16 protein-coding genes and 2 pseudogenes are annotated in these 20,149 nt (G+C 70.1%); 14 read left to right on the top strand and 4 right to left on the bottom strand.

Features of this window, described 5'->3' with window-relative positions; all coding sequences use genetic code 11:
• Nucleotides 1-149: 149 nt before the first annotated feature.
• Both Q9S36_RS00230 and Q9S36_RS00225 read left to right on the top strand, forming a co-directional pair.
• Nucleotides 150-800 carry a TetR family transcriptional regulator gene (locus Q9S36_RS00230; RefSeq protein WP_311283499.1) on the top strand — a complete coding sequence of 217 codons (651 nt, stop codon included), beginning with the start codon at nt 150-152 and terminating at the stop codon, nt 798-800.
• A complete protein-coding gene (locus tag Q9S36_RS00225) occupies nt 797-1,654 on the top strand; it encodes a 3-hydroxyacyl-CoA dehydrogenase (protein WP_253034354.1) in 858 nt (285 codons plus the stop codon). The genes Q9S36_RS00230 and Q9S36_RS00225 overlap by 4 nt, the downstream gene beginning before the upstream one ends.
• Before the next feature lie 114 nt (nt 1,655-1,768).
• Here Q9S36_RS00225 and Q9S36_RS00220 read toward each other — a convergent pair.
• From Q9S36_RS00220 to Q9S36_RS51590, 4 genes and pseudogenes are all read right to left on the bottom strand, one after another.
• A pseudogene (locus Q9S36_RS00220) lies at nt 1,769-1,962 on the bottom strand (transposase); the annotation flags it as partial.
• A gap of 446 nt (nt 1,963-2,408) precedes the next feature.
• Nucleotides 2,409-3,152 carry a substrate-binding domain-containing protein gene (locus tag Q9S36_RS00215; protein ID WP_311283498.1) on the bottom strand — a complete coding sequence of 248 codons (744 nt, stop codon included), beginning with the start codon at nt 3,150-3,152 and terminating at the stop codon, nt 2,409-2,411.
• Between the two features lie 90 nt (nt 3,153-3,242).
• A complete protein-coding gene (locus tag Q9S36_RS51595) occupies nt 3,243-3,530 on the bottom strand; it encodes an AAA family ATPase (RefSeq protein WP_396653707.1) in 288 nt (95 codons plus the stop codon).
• A 71-nt stretch (nt 3,531-3,601) separates the two neighbouring features.
• Nucleotides 3,602-3,709, bottom strand: a pseudogene (locus Q9S36_RS51590) (hypothetical protein); the annotation flags it as partial.
• 149 nt (nt 3,710-3,858) lie between these two features.
• Here Q9S36_RS51590 and Q9S36_RS00205 point away from each other — a divergent pair.
• The 12 genes from Q9S36_RS00205 to Q9S36_RS00150 all read left to right on the top strand — a co-directional run bounded on the left by Q9S36_RS00205 (nt 3,859) and on the right by Q9S36_RS00150 (nt 20,131).
• Nucleotides 3,859-4,143, top strand: coding sequence for a metal-sensitive transcriptional regulator (locus Q9S36_RS00205; protein ID WP_033107649.1), 285 nt, complete (start codon nt 3,859-3,861; stop codon nt 4,141-4,143).
• 46 nt (nt 4,144-4,189) lie between these two features.
• Nucleotides 4,190-4,543, top strand: a complete 354-nt coding sequence (locus tag Q9S36_RS00200; RefSeq protein ID WP_021010665.1) for a heavy-metal-associated domain-containing protein — start codon at nt 4,190-4,192, stop codon at nt 4,541-4,543.
• Complete coding sequence (locus tag Q9S36_RS00195) at nt 4,540-6,819, top strand: heavy metal translocating P-type ATPase (protein ID WP_311283497.1); 2,280 nt, start codon at nt 4,540-4,542, stop codon at nt 6,817-6,819. Before Q9S36_RS00200 ends, Q9S36_RS00195 begins: the two co-directional genes overlap by 4 nt.
• A 21-nt stretch (nt 6,820-6,840) precedes the next feature.
• The gene (locus Q9S36_RS00190; RefSeq protein ID WP_042378564.1) at nt 6,841-7,101 is read left to right on the top strand and encodes a YHS domain-containing protein; all 261 of its coding nucleotides are present in this window, start codon (nt 6,841-6,843) and stop codon (nt 7,099-7,101) included.
• A 29-nt stretch (nt 7,102-7,130) separates the two neighbouring features.
• The gene (locus tag Q9S36_RS00185; protein ID WP_042378563.1) at nt 7,131-7,712 is read left to right on the top strand and encodes a hypothetical protein; all 582 of its coding nucleotides are present in this window, start codon (nt 7,131-7,133) and stop codon (nt 7,710-7,712) included.
• Between the two features lie 154 nt (nt 7,713-7,866).
• Nucleotides 7,867-8,358, top strand: coding sequence for a DUF6153 family protein (locus tag Q9S36_RS00180; protein WP_311283496.1), 492 nt, complete (start codon nt 7,867-7,869; stop codon nt 8,356-8,358).
• Between the two features lie 105 nt (nt 8,359-8,463).
• Nucleotides 8,464-9,090 carry a DUF305 domain-containing protein gene (locus Q9S36_RS00175; RefSeq protein ID WP_311283495.1) on the top strand — a complete coding sequence of 209 codons (627 nt, stop codon included), beginning with the start codon at nt 8,464-8,466 and terminating at the stop codon, nt 9,088-9,090.
• A gap of 208 nt (nt 9,091-9,298) precedes the next feature.
• Entirely contained in the window at nt 9,299-10,156 is an 858-nt protein-coding gene (locus Q9S36_RS00170; RefSeq protein WP_311283494.1) for a hypothetical protein, read from the top strand.
• Between the two features lie 58 nt (nt 10,157-10,214).
• Nucleotides 10,215-12,668: a phosphoketolase family protein gene (locus tag Q9S36_RS00165; RefSeq protein WP_311283493.1), complete on the top strand. Its 2,454-nt coding sequence runs from the start codon at nt 10,215-10,217 to the stop codon at nt 12,666-12,668.
• A complete protein-coding gene (locus Q9S36_RS00160; RefSeq protein WP_311283492.1) occupies nt 12,665-15,259 on the top strand; it encodes a heavy metal translocating P-type ATPase in 2,595 nt (864 codons plus the stop codon). Before Q9S36_RS00165 ends, Q9S36_RS00160 begins: the two co-directional genes overlap by 4 nt.
• Nucleotides 15,260-15,278: 19 nt before the next feature.
• Nucleotides 15,279-18,485: an HAD-IA family hydrolase gene (locus Q9S36_RS00155; RefSeq protein ID WP_311283491.1), complete on the top strand. Its 3,207-nt coding sequence runs from the start codon at nt 15,279-15,281 to the stop codon at nt 18,483-18,485.
• Complete coding sequence (locus tag Q9S36_RS00150; protein ID WP_311283490.1) at nt 18,485-20,131, top strand: AarF/ABC1/UbiB kinase family protein; 1,647 nt, start codon at nt 18,485-18,487, stop codon at nt 20,129-20,131. Before Q9S36_RS00155 ends, Q9S36_RS00150 begins: the two co-directional genes overlap by 1 nt.
• Nucleotides 20,132-20,149 lie beyond the last annotated feature (18 nt).

The following is a 20,149-nucleotide window of genomic DNA, read 5'->3' as shown; positions in this document are numbered from 1 at the left end:
TGCACAGCTCTGTGCACGTTACCGACGAAACGTCTCGCCGACCATCTGCGCGGGGCCTCCTTGCCGTCTGCAAAAAACTGAGTACGCTCATTCATGTGAACGGGTTGTGCCAGCCTTCAGAGCTTGGACGAGCTTCGGGCGTCGGGGAGATGGAACGCCGCCGCGAGCAGAACATGCGACTCAAGCGGGAGCGGATCTTTCGCGTCGCGTCTGATTTCTTGCGCGCGCGGGGATTCTCCGCGGTGACGACGCAGGAGGTGTCCGCGGCGGCCGGAGTCGCGGCGGGCACACTCTTCCGCTACGCCGCGACGAAGAGTGAGTTGCTGCTCATGGTCTACAACGAGGCACTCCGGTCGTCGATAGCTGACGGCGCCGCGCGTGCGGCGTTGATGGCGGATCCTGCCGATGCGGTATTCACTCGCCTGCGCCCGCTCGTCGCCGCCGCTGCCCGAGAGCCGGAGAACAGTGCTGCGTACCAGCGCGAGCTGCTGTTCGGCCCTCATGAGGCGAAGTTCCGGGCCGAGGGCATGGCTTTGATCCTCGCGCTCGAGGCATCGCTGTCTGACACGTTGCGCCGTGCCGCGCCGACCCTCAGCGACGGGGAGGCACGGGTCGCAGGGTCGGCGCTGTTCGCCGTCACTCACCTCGCGATCGCCCGGATGACGGCTTCCGGCATCCCCGAGGCTGACGCGATCGACGACCTCAGACGTCAGGTCACCCACATCGTGACCGGCGCGCTGCAACACACCCCGGCGGCCCAATCGGCCGCGCGAGAAGAAATGAAGGAGACAGAACAATGAGCAACATCACACATGTGACCGTCCTGGGGACAGGGGTCCTCGGTAGCCAGATCGCATTTCAGACCGCCTTCAGCGGCTTCCAGGTCGTCGCGTATGACATCAGCGACGACGTGATCGCGGCAGCCAAGGCGCGTTTCGATGCTCTCGTCACCGCCTACAAGGAGGACGGAGTCGCAGGAGCGTCCGAGGGAAAGGCCGACGAGGCGCTGAGCCGCGTCCGCTTCTCCTCCGACCTCGCCGAGGCGGTCGCGGACGCGGATCTGGTCATCGAGGCGATCCCCGAGGTGCTGTCCATCAAGCAGGACACCTACCGCAAGCTCGGCGAGCTCGCACCTGAGAAGACCATCTTCGCGACCAACTCGTCGACACTCCTGCCCAGCGACCTCAAAGACTCCACCGGACGCCCCGCCAAGTTCCTCGCGCTGCACTTCGCGAACCGGATCTGGAAGTTCAATACCGCCGAGGTGATGGGCACCGCCGACACCGATCCGGCCGTCTTCGACGAGGTCGTGGCCTTCGCAGGCGACATCGGCATGGTTCCGATTCCCGTGCACAAGGAGAAGTCCGGCTATGTGCTCAACTCGCTGCTGGTGCCGTTCCTCAACGCCGGGTTCACACTCGCCGCGGGCGGATACGCCGAACCAAAGGACATCGACAACGTGTGGCGGATCGGCACGGGAGCGCCGATGGGCCCCTTCCAGATCACCGACATCATCGGCCTGACTACGCCGTACAACATCCTCGCCCACGGCGGAGAGAAGGATCAGACGCTCGCGGCCTGGCTCAAGAGCGAGTACATCGACCACGGCAAGCTCGGCGTCGCCACCGGCGAGGGCTTCTATACCTACAACTGACCCCCCAGCCGCAGCAGAACGAGCACTCCACGAGAGGACGTCGGAGCCCGACCCATCACCTCACCCTTGGTGTCCGGCACACCGGGTCAGACTCCGGTCGATGTCGTCACCTCCGTGGCGGTACCCGTGCACTGCGCGAGCCGGTCGGGTGAGGGTTTGCCCCATTCCGCACCGACGACCGCGTCCGCATCCGCGGACACCAACGCGTTGATCATCGTCTGCAACAGGGAGCGCATCAGATCAGGCGACGCGTCGGTCAAGGCTTCAGCGAGGACGCTCGCAGGGTCGACAATATGAGGAGCGGTCATCGTGATGATGCCTTTCGAGTGGAGGTAGGAGACTTCTCGAAGGATCACACGGTGACCGCGCCTACGTCGCGAAGGACGAGCCGGCCACGCCACGCCACGCCACGCGGCACTATTACCTCATCGCGGTGGGGCAACTTCGCACGATCGAGAGAATCCTGACCTATCGCAACGATGCGGCGCACGGGTGGTTCGAACGAGTGTCGCGTGAGGACGCCACCTGGACTCTGCACGAGGCGCGGAGGTTGGCTCGAGACCTCGTGAGAGCAACGTAGTATCCGCTACGGCCGCTTCGGCCCGCACCCACGGCCCCCACTTGCCGGCACTGCGCGTCTAGGGATCCAGGTTCACGACGAGGCACCGCTGCCGGGCAGTACCCGGAACGGGATGCACAGTCGAACGCCGCGCGGGGGCGAGGCCGATAGTCCTGCTATCCCTCTTGAGTATCTCTAGGTGGTCTCGCGTACGACGAGGTGCGCGTCGGTCTCTGGGCCGGCGTGCGGCGGAGCGGATCCGGTCGCGGCGCTCAGAGCAAGTTCGGCGAGGAATCGGCCGAGGCCCGCATTGTCGACGCGCACTGTCGATAGTGCGGGGGCGAGGAGACGCGCGAGCGGGGTGTCGTCGTGGACGACGATCGCCAGCTGTTCGGGAACGGCGATGTCTGACCGGAGCGCGGCGCCCAGGAGGAGTGCGGCGATGTCGTCGTTGTAGGCCACCACGCCGTCGACGCCTTGGTCTATCCATTCGCGCAGCAGTTCCAGCGCGTTCATCTCGCTGAAGGTGGCATCAGCAACGAACCCGGAGCCGGCCTGGTTCGACAGTATCTTCCGCGCGAGTTCGCGCCGCTGTGCGACGAGGTCCGCGACGCGGGGATCAGGGGACGCTGCGAAGGCGAGCTGTCGACATCCTCGCTCGAGGAGGTGGTTGACCTGCAGGCGTGGCCCGTCCGCGAATCCGAGATCCCCGACGGCGCCATCCTCGCCTGCGGGTACTGGCGGAATGATCTGCTGCACACCGCTGCCACGGATCTCGGCGAGCTGTTCTCGAGTGAACGGCGCCATGCCCATCACAACGTCCGGACGGAGGGTCTCCCACAGCGGCCGGGCCTGCCCGCCCGGGCGCGGCGTCGTGGTGACGAGCGAGTAGCCGGCCTCATCCAGCGCGAGAGACGCCTCGTCGAGGTGAGAGCGCATGCTGTAGTCCGTTCTCGCCTGGACCTGTGCCGGTGAGATGTGCCCTGGGCCCCAAGCGTTGCACAGGACATCCCGATCGGGCGAGAGCGGTCAGAGCCGGTCCAGGATGAACTGCACCCGCTCCTCGGCGCTGAGGACCGGAACCCGCACGACCGGCAAGGGCAGCGCTTCGTACACCTGGGTCAGCAGTTCGTGGATGCGCTGCTGGGCGGCGGTGTCCTCGGTGCGGGCGTAGTCCGCGGCCAGGGGCAGCAGGTCGAGGATGAACGTCGTGCGGTAGTCGACGTGCTCGAGCGCGGTGAGCAGGGCGGGGTCGGGCTCGAGATCGAGGAAGCGGTAGTAGGCGAGGGAGTCGGGGACGGCCCGGTCGAGGAACACGGTGGCGTCCGGTCGAGGGCAGCTTCCTCCGCGAGCTGCATGTCCAGGACGCCGCGCTGGAACTGCCGCTGCTTCGCCCGGACCTCCTCGACGGTGCGGCCGGCGATGCGCTGCAGGTCGAGATAGTGCCGGGCATGCTCGATGGTGGTGGTGTAGCCGCGGTCCCGCAGCAGGTTCACGGTGGTGGTCTTGCCCGAGCTGGGCCCGCCGGTGATGACGTACCAGTTGGTCACGTTCGCCCTTTCGCTCTGCCCGCTCCGGGAATATCCTCTTCACGAAGTACCTTATACCGCTAGAGGGTATACGATCGACGTCGGAGGTGGCTGAGATGGCACACGGATACGTGGATGACAAGCAGGCGCTGCTGGCGCGGTTGCGTCGGGCGGAGGGGCAGGTGCGCGGGATCGCGCGGATGGTCGACGAGGACGTGTACTGCATCGACATCCTGACCCAGGTCTCGGCGGCGACGAAGGCGCTGGAGTCGGTCGCGCTGACGCTGCTGGAGGACCATCTCGGGCATTGCGTCGCGCAGGCGACCGCGCAGGGCGGCCCGGTCGCGGAGGAGAAGCTCCGCGAGGCGAACGCCGCGATCGCGCGGCTGGTCCGCTCCTAGAACGTTCACACCACACGCATCGACACGCTCACGAAAGGAGCACAACATGACCGGACAAGGATTCCAGGACCTCGGCCTGCAGGCGACGAACGGCGGTGGCTGCGCCTGTTGCGCCCCCACCTCCCACGCCGCCACGGCCAACACCACCGCCTCCGCGACGGCGCAACCGGCATCGGGCGAGGTGTCGGCGCAATTCCTGGTGGAGGGGATGACGTGCTCGCACTGCGTGCGCAGTGTCACCGAGGAGGTCTCCGCGATCGACGGGGTCTCCGGCGTCGAGGTCGACCTGCACGCCGGCGGCGTTTCCACGGTGACCGTGTCCAGCACCGCCCCGGTGGACGCGGAGCGAGTGCGGGAGGCGGTCGAGGAGGCCGGGTACAGCCTCGCCGCAGCCTCATGAGCACGCTGGACGTCGATCTCGACATCACCGGGATGACCTGCGCGTCGTGCGCGACGCGGGTCGAGCGGAAGCTGAACAAGCTGCCCGGGGTGGAGGCGACGGTCAACTTCGCCACCGAGAAGGCCCGCGTGCACTCGGAGGCCCCGGTGCCGGTGGAGGAGCTGATCGCGGCGGTCGAGCAGGCGGGGTACGGAGCGAGCCTCCCAGCCCCGCCTGTGCCCGACACGGCTGAGCAGACCATCCCGCGGGACGATGAGCTGGCGTCGCTGCGGCAGCGGCTGATCGTCTCGGCGGTGCTGGCGGTGCCGGTCGCGGTGCTGTCGATGATCCCCGCCCTGCAGTTCACCTACTGGCAGTGGCTCACGCTCACCCTGGCCGCGCCGGTGGTGGTGTGGGGGGCGTGGCCGTTCCACCGCGCCGCGGCGATCAATGCCCGGCACGGGGCGGCGACGATGGACACTCTGATCAGCGTCGGGGTGCTGGCCGCGTTCGGCTGGTCGCTGTACGCGCTGTTCTTCGGCGGTGCGGGGATGCCGGGAATGCGGATGAGCGTCACCTTCGTCGGCACCCCGCAGGCCGGTGGCCACGAGGTGTACCTGGAGGTCGCCGCGCTGGTGACCGTGTTCATCCTCCTCGGCCGCTACCTCGAGGTTCGTGCCAAGCGGCAGTCCGGCGAGGCCCTGCGCGCCCTGCTGGAGCTCGGCGCCAAGGACGCAGTGATCCTCCGCGAAGGCACTGAGCAGCGCGTCCCCGTCGCACAGCTCGTTCCGGGTGATGTCGTGGTCGTGCGGCCGGGTGAGAAGATCCCCGCCGACGGCCTCGTCACCGAGGGAATGTCCGCGGTGGACGAGTCGATGCTGACCGGCGAGTCCGTGCCGGTCGAAGTCGCCCCCGGCTCCCGCGTGATCGGCGCGACTGTGAACACCGGCGGGCGCCTGCTCGTGCAGATCACCCGCGTCGGCGCCGACACCGAGCTGGCCCGGATGGCGCGGCTGGTCGAGGAGGCGCAGACCGGCAAGGCCCAGGTGCAGCGCCTCGCCGACCGGGTGTCGGCCGTCTTCGTCCCCATCGTCATTGTCCTCGCCCTGGCCGCGTTCGCCGGGTGGCTGATCGCGGGGGCGCCCTTGGAGGTCGCCTTCACCGCCGCGGTGACCACCCTGATCATCGCCTGTCCGTGCGCGCTGGGGCTGGCGACGCCGACCGCTCTGCTGGTCGGCACCGGCCGCGGCGCCCAGCTGGGCATCCTCATCCGCGGACCCCAGGTGCTGGAGCAGACCCGCCGCATCGACACCGTCGTCCTCGACAAGACCGGCACCATCACGGCCGGCACCATGACCGTCACCGGCGTCCACCCCGCACCCGGCGCCGACCGAGCCGAGCTGATCCGGGTCGCCGCGGCGCTCGAGCACGGCTCTGAGCACCCCATCGGCCGCGCGATCACCGCCGCCGCGGATGGCCCGGTGGATGCGGTGGAGTCGTTCGCCGCCGAGTCAGGGCAGGGCGTGCAGGGCATCGTCGACGGCCGCATGGTCGCCGCCGGCCGCGCCACCTGGATCACCGGGCAATGGGCGATCGCGATCCCCGACGATCTCGCCGGGACGATCGCGGCCGACGAGGCCGCGGGCGCGACCGTGACCGTGGTGGCGTGGGACGGGCAGGCGCGCGGCGCGATCAGCGTCGCCGACACCATCAAGCCCACCAGCAGTGAGGCGATCGCCCGGCTGCGGCAGCTCGGGCTGACCCCGATCCTGCTCACCGGCGACAACCCCGGCGCCGCCCGCACCATCGCCGACGACGCCGGCATCGACGACGTCCGCGCCGGAGTCACCCCGCAGGGCAAGCTCGACACCATCCGGGAGCTGCAGGCATCCGGCCGGGTGGTCGCGATGGTGGGCGACGGCGTGAACGACGCCGCCGCCCTCGCCCAAGCGGACCTCGGCATCGCGATGGGCACCGGCACCGACGCGGCCATCACCGCCGCGGACCTGACCATCGTCTCTGGCGACCTGCTCCTGGTCCCGGACGCGATCCGGCTCGCCCGCCGCACCCTGGGCACCCTCAAGGGCAACCTGTTCTGGGCGTTCGCGTACAACGTCGCCGCGATCCCGGTCGCGATGCTCGCCCTGCTCAACCCCATCCTTGCCGCCGCCGCGATGGCGTTCAGCAGCGTGTTCGTGGTCACCAACAGCCTCCGACTGCGCCGCTTCCGCCACCTGCCCGCCCCGACGCCCACCGTCCCGACGCCCCGCCGCGACACCACCCCCGTCCACGCCTGACACCCACGCAAGGAGACCGCCATGACGCACGACCGCGACCACACCGGCCACGACGCCGCCGCGCACGATCACGGGTCCCACGAGCATCATCACCACGAGCCCCCGGCCGGAGCCACCAACCTCGTCACCTGCCCGGTCATGCCCGGCAACCAGGTCGACCCGGCATGGGCCGAGAAGCGCGGCCTGTTCCGCGACTACGAAGGCACCCGGTACTGGTTCTGCTGCCCCGAGTGCGGGCCGCTGTTTGACGCCGACCCCGCCCGCTACGCCAACGCCGCCTGACCCACGACGGCAGGGAAAGGGGGCGCGGGATGGATACAGCGGTCGGGCTGGTGCAGGCCTACCTGCGGGTGAACGGGTACTTCACCGTCGCCGAGTACCCGGTGCTGGACGCGACCGGTCCGGACGGGCCGCGCACCGTCACCGACCTGGACATCCTCGCGATCCGACTGCACCACATCCGCGGCGACGACCCCGACCCGGCCCTCGGCGCCCGCCCCGGGGCGCCGGACATGATCGTCGGCGAGGTCAAGGAGGGCGCCCCGAAGCTGAACCCCGCGATGCGCGACCCCGCGGTGCTGGAGGCCGCGTTCGCCCGGTTCGGCTGCTGCACCCCCGCCGACGCGCCCGCGCTCGTCCAGGAGCTGCTGACGGCCGGGCAGGTCCTCGCCCCGGAGGGCCACCTGATCCGCACGGTCGCGTTCGGCAACACCGCCCGCCCCAATCTGTCCCGCTCCTGGCACACCGTCCCCCTCGAGCACATCCTCGACTACCTCCGCGATCACCTCGCCCGCAACTGGGCCGTCGTCGGTCGCACCCAGATCAAGGACGACACCCTCGGGCTGCTGGCTCTGATGGAGAAGGCCCACCGCGCCGGAACGGGCCGCCGATGAGCCGGCTGCCGCGCACCGGTCCCCATCCGGGACCATCGCCCCTGGCCAGGCATCGGTCGGGCGACCAGCCTGGGCAGGACCGCCGTGCGCCCGATCGGCGCCGGTGGGGATCCAGGCACACCAGGGTACGCTGGACGCGGGAAGGAGGTCGGCGGTGAACCACATCCGAACCCTGGTGCACGCCCCATCCGGGCTGCACCGGCTGCTGCTGACCTTCGCGACCGCGCTCCTGCTGATCGCCGGCCTGCTGGCCATGCACACCCTCACCGGCAGGCTCACCAGCGGGCGCGCCGACACCCCCGCAGCGGCCTCCGAAGCCGCCCATGCCGCGCCTGCCTCTGACCTGGGCGGCACCGTCGCGACCGGGAGCATGCTCGAGGACACCATCGGGACAGGCCCCGAGGCTTCGGGCGGGCACTGTGAGGGCGACTGCGACGGCTCGGGCGGAATGCCGGACCATTCGATGCTGATGATGGCGTGCGTGCTGGCGCTGTTGGCCGCCACCATCGTGCTGCTCGCCCCGGCGCTGCTGGCCCGCCTGCGCACCGCCCTCGCCCTGCTGCGCCTGCACGGGCGGAATGTGCTCACCGCGTTACCGCACCCCCGACCACCTTCCCTCATCGTCCTGTCGATCAGTCGAACCTGATTCCCCGCCCTCCCGTCACCGCTGTGCCGGGAGATGCTGCGCCGTGCCCGCATACGGCACGGGAATCGACTCACCATTCGACCGACTAGACAAGGACACCCACCCGTGCGCATCCGCATTCGCGCGCTGAGCACCGGCGCGCTCGCCGCTGCGCTCGTGCTCGCCGGCTGCGCCCCCACCGACGGATCCATGCCCGGGATGGACCACGGCCCCGGCGGCATGACCGGCAGCACCCCCGCCCCCTCCGGGCAGGCATCGTTCAACTCCGCTGACGAGATGTTCGTCACGATGATGATCCCGCACCACGAACAGGCCATCGAGATGGCCGATCAGATTCTGGCCGAGGAGGGCATCGACGAGCGGGTCGTGACCCTCGCCGAGCAGATCAAAGCCGCCCAAGGCCCCGAGATCCAGACCATGAAGGGCTGGCTCGAGGACTGGGGAATCCCCTACGACGACTCCATGTCCGACATGGGCGGGATGGGCGGCATGGACCACGGCGACGGGATGATGTCCGACGACGACATGGCCGCCCTGGACGCCGCCACCGGGGTCGAGGCGACCCGGCTGTTCCTCGAGGGCATGATCGGCCACCACCAGGGCGCCGTCACGATGGCCCAGATGGTGCTGGACAACGGGGAGAACCCGGACGTGGCCGCGCTCGCCCAGCAGATCATCGACGGACAGACCGCCGAGATCACCACCATGCAGGACATCCTCGCCACCCTCTGACCCGAACCCCTCGGGCGGGGCCGACCACCCCGGACCTGGCCCCGCCCGAGGCCCGGCGATCCGCCCGGCGCATCCGTCCTGACCGACAGCGTCGACCCGTCGAAAGGCCCGTCATGACTTCCCGGACTCTGGCCGCGTGCTTCGTGGGCATCATCCTCGCCCTGATCATCCTGTCCGCGGCGACCATTCTCTTCATCCAGGCGATCGCATGAGCAGCAACGCCACCACGATCACGGCCGCTGCCGTCGCCGCTGCTGCGGGCCTGCTGCTGACCGACTGCACCTCCACGCCGACCGCCACCTCGGCACCCGCCCCGGATACCGGTCTCGGTCATGTGCACGGCATCGTCGACCTCGGCGGGAGCACCGTGCTGCTGGGCGCCCACGCAGGCCTCTACACCCTCACCGACACCGGCGACCTCTCCGGCCCCCTGGGAGGCGCGGACTTCGACGCGATGGGCCTGACCGCCGACGGCGACGTCCTCTACGCCTCCGGGCACCCGGGACCGAACACCCCGGCGGAGCTCGGCGAGCACAACCCGGGACTCATCCGAAGCACCGACGCCGGGACCACCTGGGAGCCGGTCGCGTTCACCGGGCAGGAGGACTTCCACGTCCTCACCGCCGGAGACGGTGCGATCCACGGGATCGGGTCCAGCTCGATCACCATCCGCACCAGCACCGACGGCGGGACCACCTGGATCGACGGCGCCGAGCTCCCCGCCGCCGACCTGACCGTCACCACCGACGGCACCCTCTACGCCGCGACGCGGCAGGGCCTGCAGGAGAGCCGGGATGCGGGCGCCACCTTCGACCTCGTCGCGGATGCGCCGCCGCTCTACCTGGTGGAGGCGGACTCCACGGGCGGGCTGGTCGGCGTCGACACCGACGGCACCCTCTGGCGACTCACCGGCACCGGATCCTGGGACAGCGTCGGTGCCGCCACGGGCACCGTCCAGGCGCTCGGGAACGCAGATGGGGCGGTCGTGCTCGTCGACGACCGCGGCATCGTCTGGATCCACGGCACCGAGACCACCGTCGTCCTCCCGGCGGGGACCGCACAGTGACCACTATCGTCATGACCACATTCGGCGGTCTCGGCCGCGAACCTCGAGGAGACCGACCATGAGCACCGCACCGGCCCGCTGGGCATACCGCACCACCGCCGTCACCCCGGAACGACTGGAGGAGGTGGATGCGTGGTGGCGGGCGGCGAACTACCTGAGCATCGGGCAGATCTACCTGCTCGACAACCCGCTGCTGCGCGACCCGCTCACCGCGGAGCACATCAAGCCTCGACTACTGGGGCACTGGGGCACCACCCCGGGCCTGAACTTCCTGTACGCCCACCTCAACCGGGCGATCACCGACCGGGATCTGAACACCCTGTACGTGACCGGGCCGGGGCACGGCGGGCCGGGCATGGTGGCCAACGCCTACCTGGACGGCACCTACACGGAGCTGTACCCGCGGATCGACCGCACCGAGGAGGGGCTCAAGGCGCTGTTCCGGCAGTTCTCCTTCCCCGGCGGCATCCCCTCGCACGCGTCCCCGGACACGCCCGGGTCGATCAACGAGGGCGGCGAGCTCGGCTATTCCCTCGTCCACGCCTACGGCGCCGCGTTCGACAACCCGGACCTGCTGGTCGCGTGCGTGATCGGCGACGGGGAGGCCGAGACCGGGCCGCTGGCGACCGCGTGGCACGGCAACAAGTTCCTCAACCCAGCCGCGGACGGGGTGGTGCTACCGATCCTGCACCTGAACGGGTACAAGATCGCCAACCCGACGGTGCTGTCCCGCATCCCCGAGGACGAGCTGGTCGCGCTGCTGCGCGGCTACGGCCACGAACCGTTCGTGGTCACCGTCGGCTTCGACGGCGAGGACCCGCGGGAGTCCCACGCCCGGTTCGCCGGCGTGCTGGACGAGGTGCTGGACCGGATCGCGGACATCAAGACCGCCGCGGCGGCCGGCACCCTGGAAGGCCGGCCGGCGTGGCCAGCGATCGTGCTGCGCAGCCCGAAAGGCTGGACCTGCCCGCCGGTGATCGACGGGCTCCCCGTGGAGGGCACCTGGCGGTCCCACCAGGTGCCGCTCGCCGAGGTCCGCGACACCCCCGAGCACCTGCAGCTCCTCCAGGACTGGCTGGCCTCCTACCGGCCCGACGAGCTCTTCGACGCCGCCGGCGCCCCGTTCCCCGCCACGGTCGCCGCCGCCCCGGCCGGAGCGCGGCGGATGAGCGCTAACCCGGTCGCGAACGGCGGGCAGCTGACCGTCCCGCTGCGCCTGGGCGACTTCCGCGACCACGCCCACCCGGTCGACCCCGAGGCGCGAGGCACGGGAACGGCGGAGGCGACCCGGATGCTCGGCGAATGGCTCGCCGACGTGATCCGGCGCAACCCGGACAACTTCCGCATCTTCGGCCCCGACGAGACCGCCTCCAACCGGCTCGCCCCGCCCGTGTTCGAGGCCACCGGCAAGCAGTGGAACGCGACCGTGCTGCCGGTGGACGAGCATCTGGCGCCGACCGGGCGGGTGATGGAGGTGCTCAGCGAGCACCAGTGCCAGGGCTGGCTCGAAGGGTACGTCCTCACCGGCCGGCACGGCCTGTTCAACTGCTACGAGGCGTTCACGCACATCGTCGACTCGATGTTCAACCAGCACGCCAAATGGCTCGAAGCCGCCAGCGAGGTGCCCTGGCGGGAACCGGTGCCGAGCTTCAACTACCTGCTCTCCAGCCACGTCTGGCGGCAGGACCACAACGGGTTCAGCCACCAGGACCCCGGGTTCATCGACCTCGCCCTGAACAAGAGCCCCGACATCGTCCGCGTCTACCTCCCGTTCGACGCGAACACGCTGCTGTCCACCTACGACCACTGCCTGCGCTCCACCGGCTACATCAACGTCGTCGTCGCCGGAAAGCAGCCCGCCCCGCAGTGGCTCACCATGGACGAGGCGATCGAGCACTGCACCCGGGGCCTGGGCATCCTGCCCTGGGCCGGCACCGAGACCGAGGGCGCCGAGCCGGACGTGGTGCTCGCCGCCGCCGGCGACGTGCCCACCCTCGAGGTGCTCGCCGCGGCCGCGTTGCTGCGCGAGCACATCCCTGACCTGTCCGTGCGGGTCGTGAACGTGGTCGACCTGACCCGTCTGCAATCCGAGGACCAGCACCCGCACGGCCTGCCGGACCGGGAGTTCGACGCGATCTTCACCCCCGACAAGCCGGTGATCTTCGCCTACCACGGCTACCCGTGGCTGATCCACCGTCTCACCTACAAGCGCGCCGGGCACCAGAACCTGCACGTCCACGGCTTCGTGGAGAAGGGCACCACCACGACCCCGTTCGACATGGTCATGCTCAACGACCTCGACCGATACCGGCTCGCGATCGACGTCCTCGACCACGTCCCGGGCCTTGCCGCGACCCACGCGCAGCTGCGGCAGGAACTCGTCGACGCCCGCCTGCGCGCCCGCGCCCACACCCGCGAGCACGGCACCGACATCCCCGCCGTCGCCGACTGGCGCTGGCCCCACCCCGACACCGACCCGAACCGCCCCTCCACCGCGAAGGAAATCCGATGACCGACACCAAGACCGTGACCCTGCAGGTCAGCGGCATGATCCGCGCGACCTCCAAGAACGTCACCGAAGCCCACCTCGCCCGCCAGCCGGGCGTCCTGTCCGTCGACGCGAACCCGGTCTCCCAGACCGCGACCGTCACCTACGACCCGCAGACCACCTCGGTCGCGCACCTGCAGCAGTGGGTGATCGAATGCGGCTACCACTGCGCCGGGCAGTCCGTCCCGGACCACATCTGCGACCCCGCCCACGAACCCCACGAGCACGCCGACCACCACGACCACGCCGAGCACGATGCCCACGCCGAGCATGACGCGCACGACGGCTATCAGGAGCACGCCGAGCACGAGGGACGCGCGGTCTCCACCGGTCATGACACCCCGGCGGGGCACGAGCACCCGCACCCGGCAGCGGACCACGCTGACCACTCCGCAGTGGACGCCGGTGAGCATGCCGGTCACGCTCCGGCCACCGAGGGTGGGCACGATCACGGGGCTCAGCCGGCCGGCCGCAGCGCGCAGGATGTGATGGGCCACGGCGGGCATCACGGCGGCATGTCGATGGACGCGATGATCCGGGACATGCGCAACCGGTTCCTGGTCGCGTTGATCCTGTCGATCCCGATCACCTTGTGGTCCCCGATCGGCCGGGAGGTGCTCGGCTTCGAGGTGCCGGCCCCGTTCGGGCTGCGCGACGACGTGTTCATGCTGATCGTGTCGCTGCCGGTGATCTTCTACTCGGCCTGGATCTTCTTCGACGGCGCCTACCGAGCCCTGCGGGCCCGCACCCTCGACATGATGGTGCTGGTCGCGGTCGGCGTCGGCGCCGGCTGGATCTACAGCCTGATCATCACCCTCACCGGCGGCGGCGAGGTCTTCTACGAGGCGGCGACCGTGCTGGCCACCTTCGTGCTCCTCGGCCACTGGGTCGAGATGCGCGCCAGGGGCGGCGCGAACGACGCCATCCGACGGCTGCTGGAGCTCGCTCCCGCCCGCGCGGTCGTCCTCCGCGACGGCGAGGAGGTCGAAATCCCCACCTCCGATGTCGTCCCCGGGGACCTCATGCTCATCCGCCCCGGCGCGAAGGTCCCCACCGACGGCGTCGTCGAGGACGGCGAGTCCGAGATCGACGAGTCGATGGTCACTGGCGAGTCCATGCCGGTCGAGAAGGCGCCCGGCTCGGAGGTGATCGGCGCGACCGTGAATACCGTCGGCACCCTCCGGGTGCGCGCCACGAAGGTTGGCGCCGACACGGCGCTGGCGCAGATCGTGAAGCTGGTGCAGGAGGCGCAGAACTCCAAGGCCCCTGGGCAGCGTCTCGCAGACCGGGCCGCGTTCTGGCTCGTCCTGCTCGCCCTCGTCGGAGGCACTCTGACCTTCCTGGTGTGGTTCCTCGCCGGGGCGGATGTGCCGATGGCGATCCTGTTCGCGATCACCGTCGTCGTCATCACCTGCCCCGACGCCCTCGGGCTCGCCACCCCGACCGCGATCATGGTCGGCACCGGCCTGGGCGCCAAGCGTGGTGTCCTGTTCAAGAACGCCACCGGCATCGAGACCGCCGCGCACATCGACACCGTCGTGCTGGACAAGACCGGCACTCTCACCAAGGGCGAGCCCGAGGTCACCGACTACATCCCCATCGGCATGGACGACCTCGAGCTACTCGCCCTCGCCGCGGCGCTCGAGCGGGAGTCGGAGCACCCGCTGGCCAAGGCGATCGTCACATACGCCGAGAGCCGGAACATCCCGCGTCGCACCGCGTCCGCGTTCCGCAACGTCACCGGGCAGGGCGCGATCGCCACCGTCGAGGGAAGGCAGGTGGTGCTCGGCAACGCCCGGCTGATGGCAGCGCAGGGCATCGACACCGGCCCGGTCGTCTCGCAGCAGCAGGCCCTCGCAGACGGCGGCCGCACCGCGATCATGTTCGCCGTCGACGGGCAGATCGCCGGCGTGATCGCCCTCGCCGACGCCCCCCGCGACACCGCGAAAGCCGCGATCGACGCACTCCACGAGCAGGGCATCGAGGTGGCGATGCTCACCGGCGACAACAAGCCCACCGCCGAGCGCATCGCCTCGCTGCTGGGCATCGACACCGTGATCGCCGACGTGCTCCCCGAGGACAAGTCCGCCAAGATCGCCGAGCTCCAGGCATCCGGCAAGAAGGTCGCGATGGTCGGCGACGGCGTCAACGACGCCCCCGCCCTCGCCCAGGCGGACCTCGGCATCGCGATCGGCGCCGGCACCGACGTCGCCATCGAGACCGCAGACGTCGTCCTGATGCGCTCCGACCCGCTCGATGTCGCGATCGCGCTGAAGATCGGGAAGGGCACGCTGCGGAAGATGCGGCAGAACCTCGGCTGGGCCATCGGCTACAACGCCGCCGCCCTCCCCATCGCCGCCGGCGTGTTCTACCCCGCGTTCGGGATCATGCTCACCCCCGAGATCGCCGCCATCAGCATGTCTGGCTCCAGCGTGATCGTCGCCGTCAACGCGCTCCTGCTCAAGCGGCTCCGGCTGCCCGCCCAGCAGGCCCCCGCGGCCCCGGCAGAGGCGAGCAGCCTCGCCCCGGCGTCGACGCCCGGCGGCGCCTCATGACCGGACGCGAGGCGCCGCGATGACTCCGCGGTCGGCAGAGCACGGGACTCACCACCTCGATGCCGTCTACGACGCGGTGCTGTTCGACATGGACGGCGTGGTCACGAACACCGCCGCGATCCATGCCGCCGCGTGGAAGCAGCTGTTCGACGAGGTGCTGCGAGACCCGCGTGTGCAGGTGGACGACCCCGAGACGACTTTCGACCCGGCCGCCGACTACCGCCGCTATGTGGACGGGCGAACCCGCGAGGACGGGGTATCGGCGTACCTGACGACCCGTGGGATCGCCCTGGACGCCGGAGATCCCGACGACCCACCAACGGCGTGGACGATCGCGGGGCTCGCGGCGCGCAAGAACGAGCTGTTCCTGGCGGAGCTGGGCACCCGTGGGCTGCGCGTCTATCCGGGCACCGCGGCGCTGCTGCATCGCCTGCGGGACGCGGCCGTGCCGGTCGGGCTGGTCACCGCGAGCCGGAACGCGCAGCAGATGCTCGCCGCCGCAGGACTGGCCGGCTGCTTCGACACCGTGGTGGACGGCCGGATCGCGCTCACGCATCACCTGAAAGGCAAGCCGGATCCCGCCATGTTCGTCGAGGCGGCCCGGCGACTGGGTGTCGCCGCGGCCCGCACCGCGGTCGTCGAGGACTCGGTCGCCGGCGTAGCTGCCGCGAGGCGCGGAGGCTTCGGCTTCGTCGTCGGCATCGACCGCGCCGGAGCGCGGGAGCAGCTCGAGGCCGCGGGCGCCGACCTCGTCCTGGCCGATGTCGCCGAGCTCGACCTGGGCGTCTCCACCACGGATCCGTGGCAGCTGGTCTACGACGGCTTCGACCCCGCGCACGAAGGGCACCGGGAGGCGCTCACCGCGCTGGGGAACGGCTACCTGGCCACCCGTGGCGCCCGGCCCGAGCACCACGACGACGGCATCCACTATCCCGGCACCTACCTCGCCGGCGTGTACAACCGACTGGCGAGCACCATCCACGGGCGCGAGCTCGAGGAGGAGCATCTCGTCAACACGCCCAACTGGCTTCCGGTGGACCTCCGCATCGGAGACGGGCCGTGGCTGTCCACCGGCCAGGTCGTGACGCACAGCGAACGACGCGAGCTCGACCTGCGCCGCGGCCTGGTCGTCCGCCGCGCGGTCCTCACCGCCCCGAACGGGGATCGACTCGACTTCGTGCAGACGACGTTCACCTCCCTGGACGAACCTCACCTTGCCGTGCTGGAAACCACGCTCACCGCCCCCGACTGGAGCGGCACGGTCACCCTTCGCGCCGGGATCGACGCCGGCGTGCGCAACAGCAACGTGGCCGCGTACCTCGGATCGGACGCCACCCACCTCACGCAGCCGACGTTCCGCCACGTCGGCGACACCACCCTCTGCGAGGTGCGGACCCGACAGAGCCGGGTCCACATCGCCACCGCCGTCCGCACGACCCTCACCGGAACCGACAGCGCGACCGATCACCGCATCGACACGCCATCGCAGCCCACCCGGGAGCTGCGCATCCCTCTGGAGCAGGGTCGACCGGTCACCCTCACCAAGACGGCCGCGATCTACACCTCCCACGATCGGGCCATCAGCGAGCCGGGTGGTGCCGCCCTGACCCTGCTCACCGAACGCGGTGGCGACGTCGAGGCGCTGCGGGAACGCCACGCGGGTGCGTGGCGGCGACTCTGGGAACGCTTCGCGGTCACTCTGGACGCCGACACGCACAGCCGACTCATCCTGAACCTGCACGTCTTCCACCTGCTCCAGACCCTCTCGCCGCACACCGTCGAGCTCGACGCCGGGGTGCCCGCCCGCGGCCTGCACGGCGAGGGGTATCGGGGGCACGTCTTCTGGGACGAGGTGTTCGTCCTGCCCGTGATCGCTCTGCGCACGCCCGAGATCAGCCGGGCGCTGATCGACTACCGCTGGCGGCGACTGGACGCCGCCCGCGCCGCGGCGACCGCCGCCGGACTCCGCGGAGCCCTCTTCCCCTGGCAGAGCGGCAGCGACGGTCGTGAGGAGACGCCCGAGGCGCTCTACAACCCGCGCTCCGGTCGGTGGATGCCGGACAACTCCCACCGTCAACGCCACGTCGGCCTCGCCATCGCCTACAACGCCTGGCAGCACTACCAGGCCACCGGCGACCTCGACTGGCTCGCCGAACGCGGCGGCGAGCTCATCATCGAGGTCACCCGCCTGTTCGCCTCGCTCGCCGAGCACGACACTGCCACCAACCGCTTCCACATCGCCGGGGTGATGGGACCCGACGAGTTCCACGACGGCGCCCCGGACGCTCCCGGCAGCGGCCTGCGCGACAACACGTACACCAACGTCCTCGCCTCGTGGGTCGCCACGCGAGCGGCCCGGACACTCGCCCTGCTCCACGGGCACCGCGGCGAGGGCCTCCGCGACCGGCTCCGCGTCACCGACGAGGAGATCGCGGGATGGGCCCGGCTCAGCACACGACTGGCGGTGGGGTTCCACCGCGACGGCATCCTCACCCAGTTCGACGGCTACGAGAGCCTGCAGGAGCTGGACTGGGACCACTACCGCGAGGAGTACGGGAACATCGGCCGGCTCGATCTCATCCTCGAGTCCGAGAACGACAGCACCAACCGGTACAAGCTCGCCAAGCAGCCCGACGTCGTCATGCTGGTCTACCTGCTCGGTCACGACGGGCTCCGGGCGCAACTCGCCACGCTCGGCTACCCGTTCTCCGAGCAGGACCTGACCCGCACGGTCGAGTACTACCTCGCCCGCACCGCCAACGGGTCGACGCTCAGCCGAGTCGTGAACGCCTCCGTCCTGGCCGGCATCGACCCGTCCCGCTCCTGGATCGCGTTCCGCGAGGCGCTGATCGCCGATCTCGACGACTCCCAGGGCGGCACCACCCGCGAAGGGATCCACCTCGGCGCGATGGCCGGCACCATCGACCTGCCCGTCCGCTCCTTCGCCGGCATGGCCCTCGGTGACGACGAGCTCGTCTTCGCCCCCCGACTGCCGCCGAACCTCACCCGGGTCGGGTTCCAGATCCGATACCGCGGCCACCTCGTCGACGTGATGCTCCGTGACCGCAGCCTGGAGCTTCGCGTGCACGCCGGCTCAGCACCCGCGATCCACGTGCGCGTCGGCGCGGTCGCCGTGCCGCTCTCGGCCGGACAGACCAAGACGTTCGCGATCGGCCCGGGCACCTCGGCCCGCGACGCGACCAACCGCGAAGGAGGCCTCGACTGATGAGCACGCATCGGAGCCGGTATCGGCGCATCGCCACCATCCTCGAGCACCACGGACTCGGGCTCGGCCTCGGGCTGCTCGGACTGGAGAAGTGGATTCCCTTCAACAAAGGCGTTCTCGGGCATGCGCGCCGGGACGAGCCCTACACCAGTCCGGAACACCTCCGACTCGCCCTCGAGGAGCTCGGACCGACCTTCATCAAACTCGGCCAGCTGCTGTCCACCCGCAACGACCTGCTGCCCGCCGCTTACCTCGCCGAGTTGGTCAAGCTTCAGGACGCCGCGCCGCCCGAGGCCTGGGAGCCGATGAAGGCGGTGATCCGCGAGGAGCTCGGCGCGGACCCCGAACAGCTCTTCGCACAGTTCGACCCGCAACCGCTGGCCGCCGCGTCGATCGGGCAGGCATACGCCGCGACCCTTCACGACGGCACCCAGGTCGTCGTGAAGGTCCGCCGACCCGGCGCGGTCGCCCAGATCCACGAAGACCTGGAGATCCTGCAGAACCTCGCCGAGCGCGCCGACAAGCGGTGGGATGCCGCCCGCCAGTACAACCTGCCGGGCATCGTCGAGGAGTTCTCCCGCACGCTGCGCGCCGAGCTCGACTATCTGCAGGAGGGCCGGAACGCGGAGCGGTTCGCCGCCGACTTCGCCGACTCACCCGACGTCGCCGTCCCTCAGGTGTTCTGGGAGACGACCACGTCACGCGTGCTGACCCTGGAACGGATGCACGGCATCCGAGTCGACGACCTGCCCGCCCTGGACGCGGCCGGCATCGACCGGAACCAGCTGGCCAGGCGAGGCGCAGACCTCATCCTCACCATGGTGTTCGAGAACCGCTTCTTCCACGCCGACCCGCACCCGGGCAACCTGTTCATCCAAACCGACGGATCCATCGCCCTCATCGACTTCGGCATGGTCGGCCAACTCGACGAAGAGGTCACCGAGCAGCTCTCCGACGTGCTGCTCGCCGTCACCCGCGGAGACTCCAACGCGCTCGCCACCGCCCTGCTCGCGCTCTCGATCACCAAGAACACCTCCGACCGCGGCGAGCTCGGCCGCTCCCTGGACGTCTTCGTGTCGCGGTATCTCGGACGCCCCCTGTCCGACATTAACCTCAGCCACCTGCTCGGAGAGCTGCTCGCCCTGCTGCGACACCACCACCTCCAGCTGCCGCAGCAGATCGCTCTGCTGTTCAAGGTCCTGATGATGGGCGAGGCACTGGCGGCACGGCTCGACCCCGAGTTCGAGATGCTGCAGGCGCTCACCCCCTTCTCGGAGCGGATCGTGCAGCGACAGTTCTCCCTCCCCGCCCTGGCGAAACGCTGGGCACAGGCATCCGCGGATGCCGGAGCACTGCTGCTCGAGCTGCCCGGAACACTCAAGCAGCTCCGGCGGGTGCTGGAGAACGGCGGCCTCGAGGTGCACCTGCGCGCGGCCGAACTGGAACCGCTCGTGGGACGGGCTGAACGGATCGGCAATCGCCTGATCGCCGGCATGATCACCGCCGCCCTGATCAACGGCATCGGCGAACTCGTCAGCGGGAACACGAGATGGCGCTCGCGGGAAGGCGTCATGATCGGCGCCGGCGCGAGCGTGGTCACCGCACTCGGCGGCTACCTGCTCTGGACCACGCGGCGACGGCGATGACCGCCGCGGCTCCCATCC

The sequence above is a fragment of the Microbacterium sp. ARD31 genome, from assembly GCF_031844425.1.
This window is presented reverse-complemented; position numbering and strand designations above follow the sequence as displayed.